Origin of the sequence: Methylobacterium currus (assembly GCF_003058325.1) — a bacterium.
Classification (GTDB): domain Bacteria; phylum Pseudomonadota; class Alphaproteobacteria; order Rhizobiales; family Beijerinckiaceae; genus Methylobacterium; species Methylobacterium currus.
This window is the reverse complement of record NZ_CP028844.1, coordinates 708994-728305: the sequence shown is the minus strand read 5'-3', so window position 1 is coordinate 728305 and position 19312 is coordinate 708994. Positions and strand designations below refer to the sequence as shown.

Here is a 19312-nt window from a genome sequence, read left to right as displayed (position 1 = left end):
TGCCCTTCGTTTGCGCCCGTCCGGGCTGGCACAGCCGGGGCCGGAAGCCGCAATGGCGGGCAAAGTCCAGGTGTCAACGGGCACCGAAGTCTCCGCAATTGTGGGCTTTCAAAATTCCCTGGCCGGCGGGTTCGGTGCGGATCGGTGATCAGCCGGCCGTGTGATCGGAGGCAGCCTTTCCGGGTGGACGACCGCGACGCCTGGGTGCGGGCGGCGGAACGATCAGGGCCTTGGAGCGGACGTGCTCGGGGACGAGGTCGGCGTGCTGGCGCAGGCGGTAGCTCGCCCCCTCGATCTGGATCACCACGGCATGGTGGAGGAGTCGGTCGAGCAGGGCTGTCGCCACGACCGGATCACCGAACACCTCGCCCCACTCGGCGAAGCCGCGGTTCGAAGTCAGGATCATCGCCCCGCGCTCGTAGCGCGCGTTGACGAGTTGGAAGAACAGGTTGCCGCCACCGGGGACGACGGGGAGGTAGCCGATCTCGTCCACGACCAGCAGCGAGGCCCGGCAGAGATAGCGGATGCGCTCGCGCAGGGAGCCGTCGCGCTCGGCCTTGGCCAGCGAGGTCACGAGGTCGGCCAGCGTCGAGAACACGACGCTGCGCCCGGCCTTGACCGCCTCGACGGCGAGCGCGATCGCCAGATGGCTCTTGCCGGTGCCGGGTGGTCCGAGCAGATGGACGACCTCGGCCCGGTCGATGAAGGTCAGTTCCGCCAGCGCCAGGACGCGCTCGCGGTCGAGCGAGGGCTGGAAGGCAAAGTCGAACCCGGACAGCGTCTTGATCGTGGTCAGGCGCGCGACCAGCAGGGCGGTCTTCACGCGGCGGTTCTCGCGCAGCGTCAGTTCCTCGGTCAGGATCACGTCGAGGGCGGCCAAGCCGTCGATCTCGCCCTGCTCGATGCGCCGGACCGTCGCGTCGAGCACCTCCAGGGCGCGCGGCATGCGCAGGCCGACCAAGCTGCGCTTGATGCTGTCGAGGGTCGTGATGGCACAGGATGCGGTGCGGCTCATCGCTGGCCTCCGATCCCGCCGGCGAGCCGTTCGCCGACTGCCTGGTAGACAGCCAGCGAGCGCCGGGCGACGTGATCGCCATGGCGGCCGATCGGCAGACTGTCGGGATGGCCGTGGCGCATGGCCCGAGCGGCCGTGCCTTGCCGATGGTCGGGGTCGATGCGGTACTGCCGTCGTCCCTCCAGGATCGGATGGCTCGCGACGAGCCGGCCACCATCGAGGATGCGGATCGTGTCGGGCAACTGATGCACCTCGACGACGCGCCGGGTCCGATCCGGTACGCTGTAATAGTTGCCACCGATCGAGACGAGGCCATCGTGGCTGACGCGCCGCTCCAGCGTGAGCAGAGCGTCGAAGGGCAGAGCCGGCAAGGGCTGCAACTCGGGCCGCTCGGCGGCGAAGGCTTCCGAGACGATCCGCTGCGTGGTGCCGTGCAAGCGGACGTTGGCGACGGTATCGAGCCAGCTCCGAAGCTGGCGGTTGAGGTCGTCGAGGTCGCGGAAGGAACGTGCGAGGAAGAAGTCCTGGCGGATGTAGGAGAACGGTCGCTCGACCTTCCCCTTGGTCTTGGCCCGGTACGGGCGGCAGGCGCGCGGCAGGAATCCGTAGTGCTGGGCGAGTGCCAGCAGGGATCGGTTGTAGACGATGTGGCCGTCCGCATCCTCGCCGGTGACCGCCGTCTTCATGCGATCGTAGAGGATCTCGATCGGCACGCCGCCGATCGCGGTGAAGGCCTGCATGTGACAGCGCAGCAGCGTTTGCAGGTCCTGATGCAGGACGAAGCGCGCCTCGATGTGCCGGGAATGGCCGAGCACCAGCGAGAACAGCCAGACGATGCAGGTCGTGTCCGGCGCATCCGTGAAGGTGACGAGGAAGCGGGCGAAGTCGACCTGCGCCTGCTGGCCGGCCGGGGTCTCGAAGCGGACCTCGTAGGGCTTGGCCTCGGGCGGCCGGATCGCGGCGGCGAACCGCTTCACCGCGGTGTAGGCACCGGTGTAGCCGCGCTCGCGCAACTCGCGGGTCAGGCGCACGGCACTCAGGTCGGGGAAGGCGGTGATCCGCTCGCGCAGATAATCGAGATAGGGCGCGAGCTTGCTCGGGCGGCCGGGCTGACGCGGGCCGTAGGCCGGCGGCTCGAGGCCGCGCTCGATGTACTTGCGGATCGTCTTCGGATCGCGGCCGGTCCGGCGGGCGATGGCGGAGACGGACAGGCCCTGTCGGTGCAGGTCCAAGATCATGACGAGTTCTCCCAGCAGAACCATCCTCGTCGCTCCCAGCCGATCGGTATCGGCAGGCATGGTGGCTGAGGATGGAAAAGCCCGAGAGGGCGCGGGGCGTCGCGACCCTACGGGCCAGGGCACCGACCAGGGAATTTTCGATGCCCACAATCAGGGAGTATTCAACGCCCGCTGACAGTCCAGGAAGCCGGCCTGGAAGCGATGACGCCCGCGACCGTAGGCGTTCCGCTCCACCACCACGGTGCGCATGTTGTCGTAGAGCACCTCGCGCGGCACGCCCCCGAAGGCCAGGAAGGCGTTCTCGTGGGCGGCGATCAGCGTCTCGAGGCGCTCGTCGGTCACGAACTCCAGGTAGGCCGCCCGGCTCCAGCCCAGCGTTGCCACGAACACCGAGAGACGGTCGGCGCCGCGCCGCATCACCGCCCAGTCGACCTGCATCTGCTCGCCCGGCGCAGTCTCGAAGCGCACCACCGTGTTGCGCGACAGACCCGTCGCGCGGGCAATCTCGCGGATGCCCTTCCCGTGCCGATGCAACACCCGGATCTCCAACGCTGCCTCCTCACCCACCATCCGGGCCTCCTCCCGCAGAAGGAGCCCAGCCTACGGCCTGGGTCAGGGTTCAGTCGGCGACTGGGTCAGTTTCACATCGGCGCCTACAGGGTGCATCGGCTGAATTCACCCCTACCCTCCGGACCGCATACGAGAGCGAGCCCCCCGGTCATGCTACCGGCCACCAAGGCCTGAGCGCCCTCGCCCATGAGGTTGTGCCGGACCACGACGACCTGCCGGCCATCCGACGAGCCGTTGGGCTGATGGATGATGAACGTTCTGCCATCTCCCTGGTTCTCGCCCGAGGTATCCGTAATCCCCGTTGGGATTTTTATATAAATCCTGTCGGTTTGGCATAATTTTTGTCTCTTGAATCAATATAATGAATTCACCTTGCATTATTTATAGTTCTTATAATCTGTCTTATAATTTTGCTGCATCTCGACAACGGCCTCTGTCCTATTTGTTACACCAAGTCTTCGCATGATATTGCGCACGTGCACCTTGACGGTGCTTTCTTTCATTTCGAGTTCGAAGGCGATAATTTTATTCGATTTGCCTTTCTGTAGCTGCCCCAAAACGTCAGTCTGTCGTGGGGTGAACTGGCGCGGTGGATCAAGATCAGAGGCGGAGCTATAGGATTGGAGCAGAGAGTTTGCCGGAATGAAGATGCCGCCAGCACGGACTAGTCGTATTGCTTCAATTGCCACCTGCAGGCTGACACTGGTGGGGATATAACCACGTGCTCCGTTTTCCAAACACCCCATCACGTCACGAATATCATCACCTTCGCAAATAAGAACCACATTAATACCATGGCCCACTCGCGAAAGTAGCTCGTCACGCGCCGCCTTTTTTTGCAAAGTTTCGCGTATATCACAGTATAAAATTATCAGATCTCCTTCAATAAGATTAAAGTCTGATTTAAATAGATCATCAACTGACAAAAAAGATAGTATCTTGTCGCCTGTAAAAATTTTATTTAAACATATGCAAAGACAATCACGGAATACATTCCGATGATCGATCGCAATCAAAGATGGTCGCCTCAATTCCTGCTTGATATTATCGACCGCTTTAACTTTGTTATGTTCCCTTGATCTAAATTTTTCTATCTTTCCGTCAAAATCGTCGAAATTTGTCATCAGAATATTACCTGTATTGATGCATCGGATTTTGTGATTTTACACGTTTCGGCAAAGTTAGTATTAACAATTTGTAAATATCCGGCAAAATATATCGATAAGATTACCTCACATAGCATCATATTGTATTGCTTTTACATTTCTGGCAGACCCCAAGGGGTGTGCGATCGATTTCGGCACGAGCGCTCGGGGAAAATCGACTCACGCCAGCGAGGCAAGATTAGTATTCACTGGCGAACAAGCTTATCGGCTTAGGTTGATAGGCGTCTTCGAATGCCACTCTTTGATCCGGGAAGCAGGAGTGCCGATCCGGCCGGAGCACCGCTTCTTCTACCCCATCGACTGGCAACAGCTCTGTGGCGCCATCCGCTTCCGCCGGGCGCGGGGCCGGTGCGAGGAGTGCGCCCGCCCGCTCCTGCAGCGGGTCTTCCACCTCGGCGACGGCCGGCGGGGGGATGCCGAGATCTCGGACTGGCGCGACGGCCAGGGGCACCGGCTCCGGCAGCGGCTGCGCGACGATGATCTGCTCGCTCGGGTCCGTGTCACGAGGGTGGTACTGGCGGCGGCCCACCGCGACCACGACACGGCCAACAACGAGGACGCCAACCTGGCGGCATTCTGTCAGCGCGGCCACATGGTGCACGACCGCGATGAGCATCGGCGCCGCCGCTGGCGCACCCTGTTCCGACGCGAGGCCATGGCGAGCTGTTCCAGGGGCCGTATCCGACCGTCTTAAGCTAAGAACCCGATTGGCTTAACCACGCCAATGGTTGCCCCTGGTCGGAACTGTCAGAAACGAGACGTTCACTGCCGCCGATGTAGCACCGGCTGAGGAATGCGGTGAGGCAGCATGTCGGACAGACAACGGGAAGCGGTGCGCCAGAAGGCGCTCGCCGAGATCGCGCTCCTCGACACTCCACCACAGCCCGAGTTCGACGCCCTGGCGAAACTCGCCCAGCGCATGCTGGGCACACGCATGTCCTCGATCACGCTGATTGACCCCGAACGGCAGTGGTTCAAGGCGCGATGCGGGCCGCTGGCGCCCGAAACGACCCGTGCGGGAGCTTTCTGTCCTGTCGTGTTCGAGACGGAAGCGCCCCTGATCGTGGCGGACGCCAGGCTCGATCCTCGCTTCGCGGCGAGCCAGTTCGTCACGGGCTCGCCCAACATCCGCTACTACGCAGGGGTCCCAGTCCGCATCACTCAGGCCAACGGTGATGCAGTTACCATCGGCACGCTGTGCGTGCTGGACGATGAGCCTCGCGAGCCCTCTGCCACCGATGTGGAAATCCTCTCGGATCTGGCCTGCGCGGCCGAGGCGCTGTTCGAGGCGCGGATGGTGGCCCTGCGTGCCGCGGAAATTGCCGAGGATCGACGCTTGATGGTCGAGCACCTCGAGCGCGAACGGCGTCAGTTCAAGCGGGCCGAGCGAATGGCCGATATGGGGTCGTGGCGCTACGACCTCGAGCGACGCTCCGCGACTTGGTCGGATGGGGTCTTCGCAATCCATGAGCTGCCCGTCAGCGGAGGTGTACCGAATGGCGACCTCATGAGCTACATCCCGGAACTGGACCGGACCACTTTCCTCGATGCGGTGAGGCGCACGCTCGACACAGGTGAACCGTTTGAACTGGACGCCGACCTCGTGACTGCCAGGGGCCACCAGCGGCGCGTGCGCTGCCTGGGGGAGATTGAGCTGTCGAAGGGCAAACCCATCGCGTTGGTCGGCCTGATCCAGGACATCACGGAGCGGCATCGCATGGAGGAGAAGCTGCAGCACCTCGCCCGTACCGACGACCTCACCCAGCTCCCTAACCGAGCGGAGTTCAACCGCGTCCTGGATGCCCGCCTGAGGGACGCCCACGCGACGGGCGCGGAACTGGCAGTGATGCTGATTGACCTCGACGGCTTCAAGGGCGTGAACGACGTGATGGGGCACGCTGCAGGCGACGAGGTGCTGCGCCGCGTAGCAGAGCAGTTGCGAGCAGAGTACCTGAGCTCGTTCTTCCCGGCACGGCTCGGGGGTGACGAGTTCGCAGTCCTAGTTCCCTCAACGGTAAGTCGAGCTGCTCTGGATCTCTTGGTGCAGCAGCTGCTCCGCAACCTTCACATCGTTGCGGATGGATTAGGGCAGATCGCGAACGTCACCGGCACGATTGGGGTCGCTTGGTCCGGTGCGGCGGCTCGGAGCCGAGCGGAAATCCTTCGCCGCGCCGACACGGCGCTCTACGAGGCCAAGCGGACGCGCAAAGGCACAGCCCGCACATATCATCATGTGTTGGACGACCGAATCACCGCTTGAACGATAATCGTTCTGCTCTCTCAATCGAAGTGCGACCCAGCAGAATTCGAAGTGCCTGACTGGACTGGTAGCGGGGATGTGAATGTTTTTCACTTTCACGGCAGGATTTGCAGCATCTGTGGCAACGGGTGTATTTTTGTTCAGAGGAAATACAATTGATATACTTCCTCATTCAATGCTTGCGGGCACTATGGGTGTGATGTGCGCCCGCTTCTTGCTGAAACTTATATGTGCTGATGACTGCGAACAGCCCGCCACGATCGCAAAAACCCGCTCCCCGAATGCCCATTGAAGGCGTTCGCCCGCCGGATGTAGCCGAGCGCCGCTCGCTATGCTGACCGGCGGCTGAAACAGCTAGCCCCGCCGGCCGGGGGGGCTGGCGGGGCTGGTGGGCCAATACGCGACGCGGCCCGTACGTAGGATGGTGGGTATTGGTTACCCGGCCATCAACCCTGATGGCGTCGAGCCCTGCTCGCACAGATCATCGCCGGCCAGGTAGGCGTTCAGGTCCACGGTTCGGATGAAGGTCAGGCCTGGGATTGCCCCGTTTTCTGGGTTCTTGCTCATTTTGATATTGGTGGCGAATTCGGCGTGCCTCCTGCGATGAGAGGACGACCGCGCAATGCGCTTGAGCGACGATGCAGCCCCAAGCCAGCCAGGGGTGGGCGATGTCGCTCGACGTGAAGCGCACGTACGTCGTGCCTGACCAGACCGCGCAGGTCGCGCGGGCGATCTTTCCGAATGGCAATCCGGTCATGCGCCTCTACGACGACCTGTATAGGGTCGTGGCGGATCGCGACTTCGCCGACCTGTTCCCGGCCCGGGGACGGCCCGCAGAGGCACCGGCCCGACTCGCGCTCGCGACGCTCCTGCAGTTCATGGAGGGGCTGACCGATCGGCAGGCCGCCGACGCGGTTCGCACGCGGATCGACTGGAAATACCTGCTGTGTCTGGAACTGACTGACGTTGGCTTCGACCACACTGTCCTGAGCGAGTTTCGCACGCGCCTTCTCGCGCACGGGGCGGAAAGCCGCCTCCTCGACGCAACTCTCAAACTGGCGCGAGAGCGCGGACTGCTGAAGGGCGGCGGACGCCAGCGCAGCGACTCCACGCACGTCCTCGGGGCGATGCGCACCATGAGCCGGCTCGAAGTCGTCGGCGAGACATTGCGCTACGCACTGAACGCGCTGGCGACGGTGGCGCCCGACTGGCTGCGCGCGTGCACGACCCCGACATGGGCCGAACGCTACGAGCTCCGAGCGAGCGAGTTTCGGCTGCCCAAGAGCCAGACTGGGCGCCGGGCGTGGGCGGTGCAGACCGGCGTCGATGGCTTCACGTTGCTGGCTCTCGCCACAGCGGACGGCGCGCCGCCGGTTGTGCGGGACGCCGCGGCCCTTGAGACCCTGCGGCGCGTCTGGGTGCAGAACTTCCTGGTCGAGCACGGGCCGGAAGGCGCCCGCGTCGAGTGGCGGACGAATGATCAGGTGCCGCCGTCGGGTCGCTACATCGGCTCGCCCTACGACGTGGAGGCGCGCTACGCGAGCAAGGGCGCGACGGTGTGGAGCGGCTACAAGGTGCACCTGACCGAGACGTGCGACGAGGGCACCCCGAACCTGATCACCAACGTTGAGACGACGACCGCCGCGGTCTCGGACGACGCCACGACTTCGACCATCCACGCGGCGCTCGCTGCACGGGGCCTGCTGCCCAAGACCCACATTGCCGACACCGGCTTTGTGAATGCGGCGCTGTTCGTCGACGCCCAGGAACGCTACGGGGTCGACCTGATTGGCCCGACGCGCGGCGACCGACAGTGGCAGGCGCGGGCCGGCGCTGGGTTCGCCGCACGGGACTTCGCCATCGACTTCGTTCAGCAGCGGGCAACGTGTCCAGCCGGCAAGCGAAGCCAGAGCTGGACGCCGGCGCTCGCCCGCGGCACGACGCCGGTGATCAAGATCAAGTTCGCCCCCAGCGACTGCCGAGCGTGCCCGCTCCGGCCGCAGTGCACGCGCGCGAGCACTGCACGCCGGGCGATCACGATCCGCCCAGAGGCGCAACACGAGGCTTTGCGCGTCGGGCGGGCGCGGGAGCAGACCGCGGATTTCGCAGCCGAATACGCGCGGCGGGCCGGCGTCGAAGGCACGATTGCCCAGGGTGTGCGGTCATCTCGGCTCCGACGAACGCCGTACTTTGGGCACGCGAAGACGCACCTTGCCCACCTGATGACGGCAGCCGCGATGAACTTGGCACGCTTGCTGCGGTGGCTGGCAGACGAACCAAAGGCGCGAACACGGCACTCAGCCTTTGCGCGGCTGCATCAACTCGCGGCCTGACTGAGCTGTGCCGAATTCGCCACCAATATCATTTTGCGTGGAGCGCGGTGGATTGACTCGGGTCGATGATGGGTTGGCCAGCCCTCCCCATCGTGGATGGCATGGCTATCCCCCTCTCCATCCCCGAGTGCCGTGTCGCGCGGTTCGTCGAACCGCACGAGGATCACCTCGTCATCCCCATGCGACTGGACGCAGCCAGTGGCCGCCGCCCCGATTGCGGGAAAACGGGGCAATCCCAGGGGTTCTCACCGGTTCGCAGCCCACGGGCCCGCGCGGCGTCCTGCACGCGTTCGATACGGCCGCGGACCCGAGAGGCCGTCTCGCTCTTCGTCGTCCAGATCGGCTGAAGCACGGAAAGCACGTCGTCGGTGCCGATCGCGTCGATGGGCTTGGGCCGGAGCTGCGCGGCGTAGGTCTTGAGGGTGGTGCCCCACTGCACCGCATGCCTCTCGTTCCGGGAGCCCTTGCTCAGCTCGGCGATGAGTTCGTCGGCGCAGGCCCCGAAGGTGACAACCTCGCCGTCAGCGCGCTCGGCCCGGCGCTTCTCGGCGATCGGGTCGAGGCCGGCCGCGAGGAGCTTGCGTGCGTCGTTCCGGCGCCGGCGCGTCTCCGCGAGCGAGACGGACAGGAGGCCATCCAGGCCCATCTCCCGCTGTTTCCCGCGGCTTCTGAAGATGAAGAGCCAGCGCTTGGCGCCGCTCGGATCGACGATGAGGTACAGGCGGCCGCCGTCGGAATGCCGGCCCGGCTTGGTCAGCGTGGCGACCGCTCGGGCGCTGAGCTTATCGATTTCCCGAGCCACCTGTCCGCCCAGCCGCAGCACTCACATCAGCGGTGATGCTGAATTGTAGGAGACAGTTTGGAACGACGGCAAGCCGCCCTCAGAGCCCGTCCAAGTAGTTAGGGGCGATCAGAGAACGGCGTGGAACAGCCTGGGATGTAAATTTGGCGGAGAGGGAGGGACTGTCCAAGCAGACCGAAAAGATCAATGAAATCAGTGGTTTCGTGTTCGGCTTTGCATACGCTTTGTACCAGCCCTTTGTACCGCGTGTCCAGACTGCCCTGATGGCGGAGTTGCGGCTCAGGGGCCCGACTTGCTCTTATTCATGGGCAAGCGGCTACCCTGCACGAGCTCTCCAATCTCGGGGTCTGTCCGCACGAGCGCCTTACGATGAGCGGCGAACTTCGCTTCAAGCTCCTCGGGGCCATACGTGAGCCTGACTTGGAAAGCCTTCCCGACTTAGCGATGGGAAATCCGTGAACGCGGTGGCGTAATCCATCGACGTGGCGAAGGCGGTTCGGCGGGCCGCGACCAACCGGGCCTGTCTGATTTACTTGCCCACCGGAGTTGGCGCCATCGCATTAGTCGGCAGAGGCCATCGACCGGTATTTCCGCCGATGATGTATCGGTGTTGTCGGCACCTGCCCGCACTTCTGCAACTGTGGCGATGACTGTTCGAGCCGAGCGTCGAGCTCGGTAGGGCGAGGTTGGCGCTCACCCCGGCCCGAACCGCCGGTCCTGACCCGAAGCGGCCCTTCATGATGCGTATAAGAAACGTCCGGTTGCAAGCAGCTTCCGGACATTTGGGTTCGAAAATGTCGCAAAGGCATATAGCACATGGCCCGGTGAGATATGCGACTTATATTATAGGTATTGATATCAAATTTTCAGCGAAGCGATACACACTTCAGAGGCCGTTGACAGCTTTAAGAATCGTGAATTTCCACCACATGTAGTATAGACACCCCTTTATCCTGATGTCTACGATGAATAATGAGCGCTGATCGCCCCCTTCACGACCCTTTATCGAGCGGCCGCCTCCCAGCTCCCGATCAGATTATTCGCTACTCAATCGCGATTCTAACTCAATATCACTTACGGAAGCTCAGCGACGACACGCCTAAACTGACTGGGTATTGTACCGGTATGTTGCTGAAAGAAGCGGGTAAAGTTGGCTGGTGCGCTGAAGCCTAGGTCGTCAGAGACCACGGCAAGGGTCGTGGCGGGGTCTAGGATAGCCGCGACAGCAGCTTCGACGCGCACGGCGTTGGCGTAGACGGCCGGGCTCAGCCCCGTGCAGCGGCGGAAAAGCGTGTTGAAGTGCGGCCGCGATAGACCGGCCGACCTCGCAACGGTGTCGAGATCGCGGGGTACGGCACCCGATTCCCCCATAAGTTGAAGGGCCCGCCGGATGCGGTGATTGGTCAACAGTGCCACACGCGGGGGCTGCCGGTCTCCATAGCGATGCGCCAGGGCGATGATCAGGGCACGGATCCGGTCTTCGAGCGTTGCTGCGTCAGTATCGTGGCAACCTATGCGCCGTACAAGGTCCTCGCGCGCTCTCCACAGGGTGCCGTCGAGTGGCACGCAGGACCCTTCGAAGAAGCGGCCGGCGCCGCAGGGCCGGAACGCGCGATCAATCCCAGCGAGCCAAGCGGGCTCGATGTAAAGGGCGAGGAAGGCCGTCCGCTGCAGCCCACCCCGGTGCAGGTAGCGGTGCGGCTCCCAACTGTTGATCAAGATCGCGGTGTCGTCGCGCACGGGCAGCGCCCGGCCCGCGACGATAAAATCCTGGTCGGGGCCGCTCGCCTTCAGGATCACGTGGCAATGATGGTGCGCGTGATCAACGAGGGAGGTGTCCATGTCGAGGAGCGCCACCCGGCCGAACGCGCCGCGCAGGATTCCGAGAGCCTGGGTCACGATCCGCGATCACCTTCCCTGCCGGCCCGGGCCGGCATCACCATAGTTCCGATTGGGGAGATTAACCCATGCGCACGCCTACAACTCTGGTTGGGCGCGCGAAAAACATCCGGATTGATAAGTCAGCCTCCGGGGTGATCAGGGTTCTGCGCGCGAGCTGCGCCACACTCCACGTCTCGCAAGCAGGTTCCCCGTCCGAGAGGGAAAGCGAGACGAGGAGGAAGCCAATGACACCCGTCTTCCAAAGCCCGGAGCGCGACCGGCGCGAGCAGGAGCGCCAGAGCACTTTTCGCGAACGCTTCGTGGCCGAAACCCCGCCCTGGTACCACGGCGCGATCCATCTCGGCTTCACGCTGCTGATCACCGGCGGTACGGTCCTGTACTGTTGGAACCGGATCGAGGTCTCCTCGGCATGGGAGTGGCTGCTGGTCGTGCCGATCGTGCTTCTCGGCAATTGGTGCGAGTGGGCCGCGCACCGCTACGTGCTGCACCGCCCGGTGCCCGGGCTCACAATGATCTATAAGCGCCACTGCACAGTGCACCATCAGTTCTTCACGCACCATGACCTTGGCTACAGTGGCCACAAGGAATGGCGGGCTCTGCTGTTTCCGCCCTTCGCCCCGATCGGCTTCGTGCTCGCCGCCCTGCCGCCGGCGCTTCTGGCCGGCTGGCTGATCTCGTCGAATGCCGGGTACATCGTCGTGCTCACGATGGCCGCCTACTACCTGCTCTACGAGGGCCTGCACACGCTCTCACACCTCGATGACACGCGGCATCCTTACCTGCGGCACATCCCCCTGGTGAACACCGTGCGGCGAATGCACTACATTCATCACGTGCTCGGGTTCATGCAGACCCGCAACTTCAACCTCACATTCCCGATCTGCGACGCACTGTTCGGCACCAGCGACCTCGACCGATCCCTCGTCGGGACGCTGTTCAACGGCGCATCGCACGACCACATGCGGGCCGACATCCGGTCGGCGGATCCGGATCTGTCGGCGACAAGCATCGAGAAGGCCGAGCGGCGTACGCGGGCTCGCCTCGCCTGACGCCCGGGTGCCGGCGGCCTCAGGCCCCGGCTCCCAGCTGCGCGACGAGGTGATCGGCGATCTTCTCGCCGATCATGATGGTCGGCACGTTGGTATTGGCACTCGGCAAGCTCGGCATTACCGAGGCGTCCGCGACGGAGAGCCCTTCGACGCCGATCACCCGCCCGGTCGGATCGACCACCGCACCCCTGTCGGTGGAATCGCCCATGCGGCAGGTGCCGCTCGCATGCCACACGCCGAAGACCGTCTCGCGCACGAAGTCCCGCAGGGCTGCGTCGTCGGCAGCGATCCGGCCGAGATCGACCCCGCCGGACACGGCGCGTAGCATCAGCCGGCGCAAGGGGGCAGGACCGTCGAGGAGCCGGGCCAGCAGGGCAGTGACGCGCCGGTTGCGAGGCGTAACCCGGCTGAGCCGCTTGATCGCAGGCGTGAAGCTCGCCGGGAAGATCGCCGCGGGATCCGGGTTGAGCTGCGGCGAGACCACGAGCGCAACGAGGTCGCGCAGGCCCGTCGCCAGCCGTTCGAGATCGCGCGGGTCCGACAGGAGGCCGAGGTCGACGTCCGGACGGCCCGCCGGATCGGCCGGGTCGAGGCGCAGCCGCCCGATCGAGTGCGGCTGGTTCACCCATAGGAAATAGAGGGCGAGGCTCGCCCCGAGCGCGTGCCAGCCGCCGCGGGCGGAGGCGGTGAGGTACATGTCGGAGGGTGTACCGCCCGGCAGGCCGGAGGAGGAGCGCAGGGCGACGAAGCTCGCCCGTCTGTAGCTCAGCGGCAGGCGAAGCCGACGGGGCAGGTACTGCGCGATGGTCAGGGCTGGGTGGTCGCGCAGGTTCTCGCCGACCCCGGGCCGGTCCGCGAGGACGGTCACGCCGCAGGTACGCAGGTGTTCTGCGGGTCCGATCCCGGCCCGCAGGAGCAGGACCGGCGATTGCAACGCGCCTGCGCAGACTACCACCTCCCGCGCCGCCACGCGCTGATCGCGTCCGTCCGCTTGGCGCAGCTGCGCGCCGACGGCGCGCCGTCCGTCGAACATCAGGTCGGTGACCTGCGTGTGCGCAGCGATGACGAGGTTCCCGCGCGCCCGCGTGGGCGCGTCGAGATAGGCCGCGGCAGAGGAAACCCTGGCGTCATCCCGGTTGGAGAAGGCCGGCGGGAAGATCCCGTCCTCGAATTCGCCGTTCTGATCGAGGCGCCGCGGCAGGCCGGTCGCGTCGAGAGCCGTCGCAACCGCGTGTGCGAAGGGCGGCCAGGCCGGTTCGAGGATGCGTCGGATCGGCAGGGGGCCGTCGCGCCCGTGCAGCGGGCCGTCGCAGTCGAGGTCGGTCTCGAGCTTGCGGAAGTAGGGCAGGACGTCGTCCCAGCCCCAGCCCCTCGCCCCGGCCGCCGCCCAGGCATCGTAGTCGCGCGGGAGACCGCGGTTGGCCGCCTGCACGTTGATGCTCGACGAGCCGCCCATCACGCGGCCCTGCTCGTAGGCCCGGCGCCGGATCCGCCCATCGGCCCCGCGGGTGACGGCCGCGTCGAGGCCGGGCCAGATGTAGGTGTCGCCGAAGAACAGCGGCATCGGGTAGCTGTCGAGGATCTCGGCCGGCACCTGTCCTGGGGGCGTGTCGCAGCCGGCCTCGACGAGAAGCACCCGCCGGTTCGGATCGGCCGAGAGACGTTTGGCGAGGACGCAGCCGGCCGAGCCGCCGCCGACAACGAGCACATCGACCTCATGGGGCAGTTCGCTCATGCGCATCAGCCCCCGAGTACCGCGCGCCAGTCCGCATCCGGCACGACCACGGCGGCGAGGTCGAGCTCGGCCTGGCCTGGCACGCGGATGCGGGTGAACTTCATCGGCGGCGCGTCCAGCGGTGCCGTGGCGTCGAGGCCCATCTTGGCGCCCACGCCCTCGCGTGCGGACGGGTCGAGCTTCGAGCCCTGCGAATGCGCGACCACCACGAGGTCGCGGTCGGCCTGGAAGCGGGTGGCGACCGCCCACTCGACCTCCTTCGGATCGTGGATGTCCACGTCCATATCGACGACGACCGCGTGCTTGATGTCGTAATGGGCGGCGAAGGCGCCAAGCAGGACGTTCTTGGCCTCGCCCTCCTGCGTCTTGCGCAGTTTCACGTAGAGGTGGTAGCGGCCAACCCCACCGAGGGAGAGATGGACGTCCTCGACCCCTGGGAAACTACGCTTGAGGGTTGCCAGGATCGTGGCCTCGCGGGGGATTGCCCCGAGCAGCAGGTGCTCGAGTCCGCCTCCGACGATCATGTGGAAGAGCGGCCGCTCGCGGTGGGTGACGGCGTCGACCTGCATGACGTGGCGCTCGGCCCGCTCGCCGTAATATTGCGGGAACTCGCCGAACGGCCCCTCCGGCTCGCGCAGCTCCGGCAAGATTCTCCCCTCGATCACGATCTCGGCTTCTGCCGGCACGCGCACGTCGTTCGTGAGGCACTTCACCACGTCGAGGGGAACGCCCGTGAGCGCACCGGCGATCTCGAGTTCGTCCTGGCCGAGCGGCACGATCGCCTGGGAGGCGAGCAGGCAGGCCGGATCGACGCCCACAACGAGCGCGACCTCCAGGCCGCGGCCGGCGGCTTCGGCGCGGCGGTAGAAATGATCGGTGTGGCGCGGCAGCACGAGAACGCCGATGCGGTCGGGCCCGTTGATCTGGCAGCGCAGGATGGCGACGTTCTGCGCGCCGGTCTCTGGATCGCGCGAGATCATCAGCCCCGCCGAGATGTAGGGACCTCCATCGTGCTCGTTGAGCGTCGGCACGGGCAGCATCCGCAGGAGATCGATGTCGGTGCGGTGGACGATGCTCTGGGCGGGCCCGGTCTCACGCTCGCGCCAGGGCAGCGGCGCCGCACAGGCCTGCTGGACATGCGCGACGAGGCGGTCCTCCGTCGTCCCGAGCGCTTCGGCCATCCAGGCCCGGCTGGAGACGAGGCCCGAGACGATGGTGCCGTCCTGACCGTCGGGGCGGGGAAACAGAGTGGCGCTGCGCCCGTCAAGCCGGTTCGCCACCGCCGCGGCCTCGTGGCGAAGCCCGATGCCCGGCCGTGTCACGCTGAGGCGCCCGCTCTGCCCGAGGCGAGCGAGCCAGTCGCGCAGGGATCGGGCTGGGGCCGGCACGCTCATGTTGTCCTCCCGGTCGCGGCCCGCGCGGGGCGCCGTCGTCCCGTCTCGTTAGGCTGCTGCGGCGACGGACTGAAATAAGGATTGCTGATGGGGCCGATCAGGCGGTCTGAATTGCCGTGGCAGCAGGCTTATGCTCCTGTGATACGGCGTGTTTTCGACGGCCGACCGCCGCATTGGAGCACCGCCGGAAGCCAGGATTCCGCACGTGGATTTGCGCCAGATCTCCTACTTCGTCGCTCTGTTCGAGGAAGGCAGCGTGACGCGCGCGGCGCAGCGGATGAACGTGGTGCAGCCAGCACTCAGCATGCAGATCGCCAAGCTCGAGCGCGAACTGGATCAGCGCCTCTTCGAGCGGCAACCTAAGGCAATGGTGCCGACCGCCGCAGGCCGGCTGCTGCACCGGCTCGTGCAGCCGATCCTACGCGACGTTGCCGAGGCCCGGGCCACGATGGCGCAGCTCTCCCAGAGCGTGTCGGGGCGGGTGACCGCAGGCATCCTGTCGTCGCTCTCGATGAGCGTGGTGCCGAGCGTGCTGGCGCGCTTCGCCGCCACCTACCCGCAGGTGGAACTGTCTCTGGCGGACGGCTATTCCTCGACCTTCATCGACGGCGTTGGCGACGGCAGCCTCGACCTGGCGGTGATCAACAAGCCCAACCGCCGCCTCGGGCTGATGATGGAGCCACTTCTCGATGAAGAGATGGTGGTGGTGGGCGGGAGCGCGACGCCGCTGCCGATCCCCATGCCGGTGCGCACGCGCGATCTCGTCGGACTCGACCTCGTCCTGCCCTCGGCCCGCCACGGTCTACGCCTGGAACTCGACCGGCGGGTCGGCGCGGAGGACATCACCTTGAGCCCCCAGATCGAACTCGACCTGCCCTCCGCGATCGCGGATTTCGTCGCGCGCTCGAACCGCTTCACGGTCCTTCCCAGCATCGCGGTGAGCCGGCAGCTCGTTGAGGGCTCGCTCAAGGCCTACCGCATCGTGGCGCCGCGGATCACCCGCCAGCTCGTCATCATCCATCACCCAAAATACCCGCTCACCCCCGCGGCGATGCGCTTCGTCGAGATCCTTGGCGAGGAGCTGTCGGCAGCCGCGGCCGCGCTCCAGGCCCATATCGTCACGGGTCCCTGACCGGCGAACCGACGTCCCGCTGATCGCCCGCATCATCCATCCTTATTCGACAGGAAAACACCCTCAACCCTACCATTCCGCCCCAACCCGGCGCCCAGGCCCGGGACGCACATCAGAGAGCGGGGAAGCAGGCATGGACGCGGTGGCACGCCACTGGATCGACGGGGAGGCCTACGGCCAGCCGGAGGCGGACAGCCTCGATCCGGCGAGCGGCGAGCGGGTCGGCCACCTCGCGCAGGGTGGCGCCCGGGAGGCCGAAGCAGCCGTCGCCGCCGCGCGACGGGCCTTCGACCGGGGCATCTGGGCGTCGTCGCCTCGGTTGCGGCAAACGGTGCTGCTGCACTGGGCGGCCGCGCTCGAAACCGGCAAGGAACCCCTCGCCGAACTCCTGACCCGCGACAACGGCAAGCCGCTCGCGCAGGCGCGCGGGGAACTCGCGGGCGCGATTTCCGAGATCCTCTACTACGCGGGCCTCGCCCGCCACATACCGGGCCACGTACTGGAACCCGAGCCCGGCGTGCTCTCGACCATGCAGCGCGAGCCGGCCGGCGTCGCCGGCATCATCGTGCCGTGGAACGCGCCCGCGGTGCTGCTCGTCCGCTCGCTCGCTCCGGCGCTGGCCGCGGGCTGCACCACCGTCGTCAAGCCCGCCGCGCAGACAGCAGTGTTCAACGCGGCCCTGATGGCGCCGCTCTTGACCGCCCCCGGGCTGCCGCCGGGCGTCGTCAACGTTGTGGTCGAGACCGGGCACGCAGGTGCCCAGCACCTGTCGGTGTCGCACGACGTCGACGTCCTGAGCTTCACCGGTTCGACGGCGACCGGCAAGGCGATCATGCGGGCCGCCGCCGACAGCATGAAGAAGCTCTCGCTGGAACTCGGGGGAAAATCCGCCTGCCTCGTTTTCCCCGACGCGGAGATCGGCGACGTCGCGCGCAAGCTTGCCGCCGCCGCGACGGTCATCTCGGGCCAGCAATGTACCGCTGCGCGGCGCGTCCTCGTCCACCGTGCGGGGCTGCCCGCGATGCGCGACGCTCTGACCGCTGCCCTGGCCGACCTGCGGGTCGGACCGGGCCTCGAGGCTGGCACGCAGATGGGCCCGCTGATCGACCGGGCGAGCCGCGACGCGGTCGCGGCCCGGATGGAGGCAGCCTGCGCAGCGGCCGACCGGGTGCTGCTGCGGGCCACGATTCCCGACGGGGCGCGGGCGCGCGGCGCCTTCCTCACGCCGGCCCTCGTCGCGCACGACGATCCGCATGCGGACTTCGTGCAGGAGGAGATCTTCGGGCCCTTTGTAGTGCTCGAAGCCTTCGACACCGAGGCCGAGGCGGTGGCGCGGGCGAACGATACCGTGTTCGGTCTCTCCGCCAGCGTCTGGACCCGCGACGGGGCGCGGGCGCTGCGGGTGGCCCGGGCGCTGCGCAACGGCACGGTCTGGATCAACGACCACAACAAGCTGTTCGCCGAAGCCGAAACCGGCGGTTACCGGCAGAGCGGCCTGGGGCGCCTGCACGGCTACGACGCAGTCCATGACTTCACGGAACTGAAACACATCTATCAGGCGCCGGGCCTCGTCGAGGGTACAGTGCCGTGACGAACCTGCCCCTGGTGGTCGGCATCTCGGGGGCCTCGGGCGTGATCTATGGGATCCGCCTGCTGGAGATCCTGCGCGACCTCGACATTCCGGCACATCTCGTGATGTCGCGCTCGGCCGAGGTGACGCTCGCCCACGAGACCGACCTCAAGGTCTCAGAGGTGCGCGTACTGGCCGCCCGGACGTACGCGCAGGCCGATATTGGCGCGGCGATCTCCTCCGGTTCCTTCCGCACCCGCGGCATGGTCGTGGCGCCATGCTCGATGCGCAGTATGGCTGAGATCGCCACCGGCGTGACCTCTGGCCTGCTGACCCGGGCCGCGGACGTGGTGCTGAAGGAGCGGCGCCGTCTCGTCCTCATGGTGCGAGAGACCCCCCTGCATACTGGCCACCTGCGCACCATGACGGCCCTGTCGGAGATGGGGGCGATCATCGCGCCTCCGGTCCCTGCCTTCTACGCGCGGCCCGAGAGCCTCGCCGAGATGATCGACCACACGCTCGGCCGGGTACTCGACCTCTTCGAGATCGAATCCGGGCGGGTCCGGCGCTGGCGCGACGCCAGTTCTTGAGGTCATGCTTCTGCCAAAGCCCGGAGCAGCGCCTCGCGGGGGACTCCCGGCAGGGGCCGGCCGAGATGAACGGCGTAAAGGTCGAGGTATCGGTTTGCCGCTGCGAGGGGCTCGGGAGCGGACGGCTCCGGAGCGGGCGCGCCCCCCGCGAGTATTACCAGGGCGAGGCGCTCCGCCTCGATTTCCGAGGCCTTGATCCTGTCCCGTAGCGACTCTGTCGCGAGGCCGGGCAGGAGGGGCGCCTTCATGGCCCTGCGCACGGCTCTGAGCGGTGCGACCACGGCTGCGCGCCACGGCGCGACGGCGGCGTCGGCCGACCGGACCGCTTCTGCATCGAGAGGCCGGCCAGTCTCCGCGCACCAGATCAGGTAGAGCACGAGTGTCACGTCCGCCGCTGCTTCGTCCTGGAGGGCGAGGCAGGCCGGCGCGGCCCCCGGACGGCCATAGAGAGCAAGGGCAAAGGCCCAGAGCGCGTGTGCGTCCATCGCACATTCCTTCGGAAACGGGGGTGACCGGCCAGGTATGCCCTGGCCGGTCCCGGGATCAGCGGCAGGTA

At 66.0% G+C, this 19312-nt stretch carries 15 protein-coding genes and 2 pseudogenes; 7 read left to right on the top strand and 10 right to left on the bottom strand.

What is annotated here, in order from left to right; all coding sequences use genetic code 11:
• Positions 1 to 148 precede the first annotated feature (148 nt).
• From istB to DA075_RS33455, 4 genes and pseudogenes are all read right to left on the bottom strand, one after another.
• The gene (gene istB / locus DA075_RS33470) at positions 149 to 1015 is read right to left on the bottom strand and encodes an IS21-like element ISMex13 family helper ATPase IstB (protein ID WP_099952836.1); all 867 of its coding nucleotides are present in this window, start codon (positions 1013 to 1015) and stop codon (positions 149 to 151) included.
• Entirely contained in the window at positions 1012 to 2277 is a 1266-nt protein-coding gene (gene istA, locus DA075_RS33465; RefSeq protein WP_200602002.1) for an IS21-like element ISMex13 family transposase, read from the bottom strand. Before istA ends, istB begins: the two co-directional genes overlap by 4 nt.
• 153 nt (positions 2278 to 2430) lie before the next feature.
• A pseudogene (locus tag DA075_RS33460) lies at positions 2431 to 2823 on the bottom strand (DDE-type integrase/transposase/recombinase); the annotation flags it as partial.
• Positions 2824 to 3200: 377 nt separating this feature from the next.
• Positions 3201 to 3947 (bottom strand): LuxR C-terminal-related transcriptional regulator, encoded by a 747-nt coding sequence (locus DA075_RS33455; RefSeq protein ID WP_099957382.1) that lies wholly within the window; start codon positions 3945 to 3947, stop codon positions 3201 to 3203.
• A gap of 301 nt (positions 3948 to 4248) precedes the next feature.
• On the opposite strand from DA075_RS33455, the pseudogene DA075_RS37945 reads away from it, so the two are divergent.
• A pseudogene (locus DA075_RS37945) lies at positions 4249 to 4688 on the top strand (hypothetical protein).
• Between the two features lie 109 nt (positions 4689 to 4797).
• Entirely contained in the window at positions 4798 to 6249 is a 1452-nt protein-coding gene (locus tag DA075_RS33445) for a diguanylate cyclase domain-containing protein (RefSeq protein WP_099957380.1), read from the top strand.
• A 435-nt stretch (positions 6250 to 6684) separates the two neighbouring features.
• Here the strand turns inward: DA075_RS33445 and DA075_RS38310 are convergent, their stop codons facing one another.
• Entirely contained in the window at positions 6685 to 6816 is a 132-nt protein-coding gene (locus DA075_RS38310) for a hypothetical protein (RefSeq protein WP_276330944.1), read from the bottom strand.
• A gap of 101 nt (positions 6817 to 6917) precedes the next feature.
• Between DA075_RS38310 and DA075_RS33440 the strand changes: the two genes are divergently transcribed.
• Positions 6918 to 8582: an IS1182 family transposase gene (locus tag DA075_RS33440; protein ID WP_099957598.1), complete on the top strand. Its 1665-nt coding sequence runs from the start codon at positions 6918 to 6920 to the stop codon at positions 8580 to 8582.
• A gap of 163 nt (positions 8583 to 8745) precedes the next feature.
• Here the strand turns inward: DA075_RS33440 and DA075_RS33435 are convergent, their stop codons facing one another.
• Entirely contained in the window at positions 8746 to 9405 is a 660-nt protein-coding gene (locus tag DA075_RS33435) for a tyrosine-type recombinase/integrase (protein WP_244936660.1), read from the bottom strand.
• Positions 9406 to 10458: 1053 nt separating this feature from the next.
• A complete protein-coding gene (locus DA075_RS33430; protein ID WP_091886985.1) occupies positions 10459 to 11283 on the bottom strand; it encodes a helix-turn-helix domain-containing protein in 825 nt (274 codons plus the stop codon).
• 227 nt (positions 11284 to 11510) lie between these two features.
• Here DA075_RS33430 and DA075_RS33425 point away from each other — a divergent pair, with 227 nt between their 5' ends.
• Entirely contained in the window at positions 11511 to 12335 is an 825-nt protein-coding gene (locus DA075_RS33425; protein ID WP_091886987.1) for a sterol desaturase family protein, read from the top strand.
• Between the two features lie 19 nt (positions 12336 to 12354).
• Here the strand turns inward: DA075_RS33425 and DA075_RS33420 are convergent, their stop codons facing one another.
• Positions 12355 to 14070, bottom strand: a complete 1716-nt coding sequence (locus DA075_RS33420) for a GMC family oxidoreductase (protein ID WP_091887066.1) — start codon at positions 14068 to 14070, stop codon at positions 12355 to 12357.
• Positions 14071 to 14075: 5 nt separating this feature from the next.
• Positions 14076 to 15464 (bottom strand): UbiD family decarboxylase, encoded by a 1389-nt coding sequence (locus tag DA075_RS33415; protein ID WP_091886989.1) that lies wholly within the window; start codon positions 15462 to 15464, stop codon positions 14076 to 14078.
• 205 nt (positions 15465 to 15669) lie between these two features.
• On the opposite strand from DA075_RS33415, the gene DA075_RS33410 reads away from it, so the two are divergent.
• The 3 genes from DA075_RS33410 (at position 15670) to DA075_RS33400 (ending at position 18756) form a co-directional block, all read left to right on the top strand.
• Entirely contained in the window at positions 15670 to 16596 is a 927-nt protein-coding gene (locus DA075_RS33410; RefSeq protein ID WP_048427920.1) for a LysR family transcriptional regulator, read from the top strand.
• Between the two features lie 133 nt (positions 16597 to 16729).
• Entirely contained in the window at positions 16730 to 18187 is a 1458-nt protein-coding gene (locus tag DA075_RS33405) for an aldehyde dehydrogenase family protein (RefSeq protein WP_091886991.1), read from the top strand.
• Positions 18184 to 18756, top strand: coding sequence for a UbiX family flavin prenyltransferase (locus DA075_RS33400; RefSeq protein ID WP_048436754.1), 573 nt, complete (start codon positions 18184 to 18186; stop codon positions 18754 to 18756). The genes DA075_RS33405 and DA075_RS33400 overlap by 4 nt, the downstream gene beginning before the upstream one ends.
• A 2-nt stretch (positions 18757 to 18758) precedes the next feature.
• Here DA075_RS33400 and DA075_RS33395 read toward each other — a convergent pair whose 3' ends face one another.
• Positions 18759 to 19241: a TIGR02444 family protein gene (locus tag DA075_RS33395; RefSeq protein ID WP_091886993.1), complete on the bottom strand. Its 483-nt coding sequence runs from the start codon at positions 19239 to 19241 to the stop codon at positions 18759 to 18761.
• Between the last annotated feature and the right edge of the window lie 71 nt (positions 19242 to 19312).

Bases quoted from the DNA above. Each gene is read 5' to 3' on its own strand.
- istB (WP_099952836.1), bottom strand. From the start codon at position 1,015: ATGAGCCGCACCGCATCCTGTGCCATCACGACCCTCGACAGCATCAAG.
- istA (WP_200602002.1), bottom strand. From the start codon at position 2,277: ATGGTTCTGCTGGGAGAACTCGTCATGATCTTGGACCTGCACCGACAG.
- DA075_RS33455 (WP_099957382.1), bottom strand. From the start codon at position 3,947: ATGACAAATTTCGACGATTTTGACGGAAAGATAGAAAAATTTAGATCA.
- DA075_RS33445 (WP_099957380.1), top strand. From the start codon at position 4,798: ATGTCGGACAGACAACGGGAAGCGGTGCGCCAGAAGGCGCTCGCCGAG.
- DA075_RS38310 (WP_276330944.1), bottom strand. From the start codon at position 6,816: ATGAGCAAGAACCCAGAAAACGGGGCAATCCCAGGCCTGACCTTCATC.
- DA075_RS33440 (WP_099957598.1), top strand. From the start codon at position 6,918: ATGTCGCTCGACGTGAAGCGCACGTACGTCGTGCCTGACCAGACCGCG.
- DA075_RS33425 (WP_091886987.1), top strand. From the start codon at position 11,511: ATGACACCCGTCTTCCAAAGCCCGGAGCGCGACCGGCGCGAGCAGGAG.
- DA075_RS33420 (WP_091887066.1), bottom strand. From the start codon at position 14,070: ATGAGCGAACTGCCCCATGAGGTCGATGTGCTCGTTGTCGGCGGCGGC.
- DA075_RS33415 (WP_091886989.1), bottom strand. From the start codon at position 15,464: ATGAGCGTGCCGGCCCCAGCCCGATCCCTGCGCGACTGGCTCGCTCGC.
- DA075_RS33405 (WP_091886991.1), top strand. From the start codon at position 16,730: ATGGACGCGGTGGCACGCCACTGGATCGACGGGGAGGCCTACGGCCAG.
- DA075_RS33395 (WP_091886993.1), bottom strand. From the start codon at position 19,241: ATGGACGCACACGCGCTCTGGGCCTTTGCCCTTGCTCTCTATGGCCGT.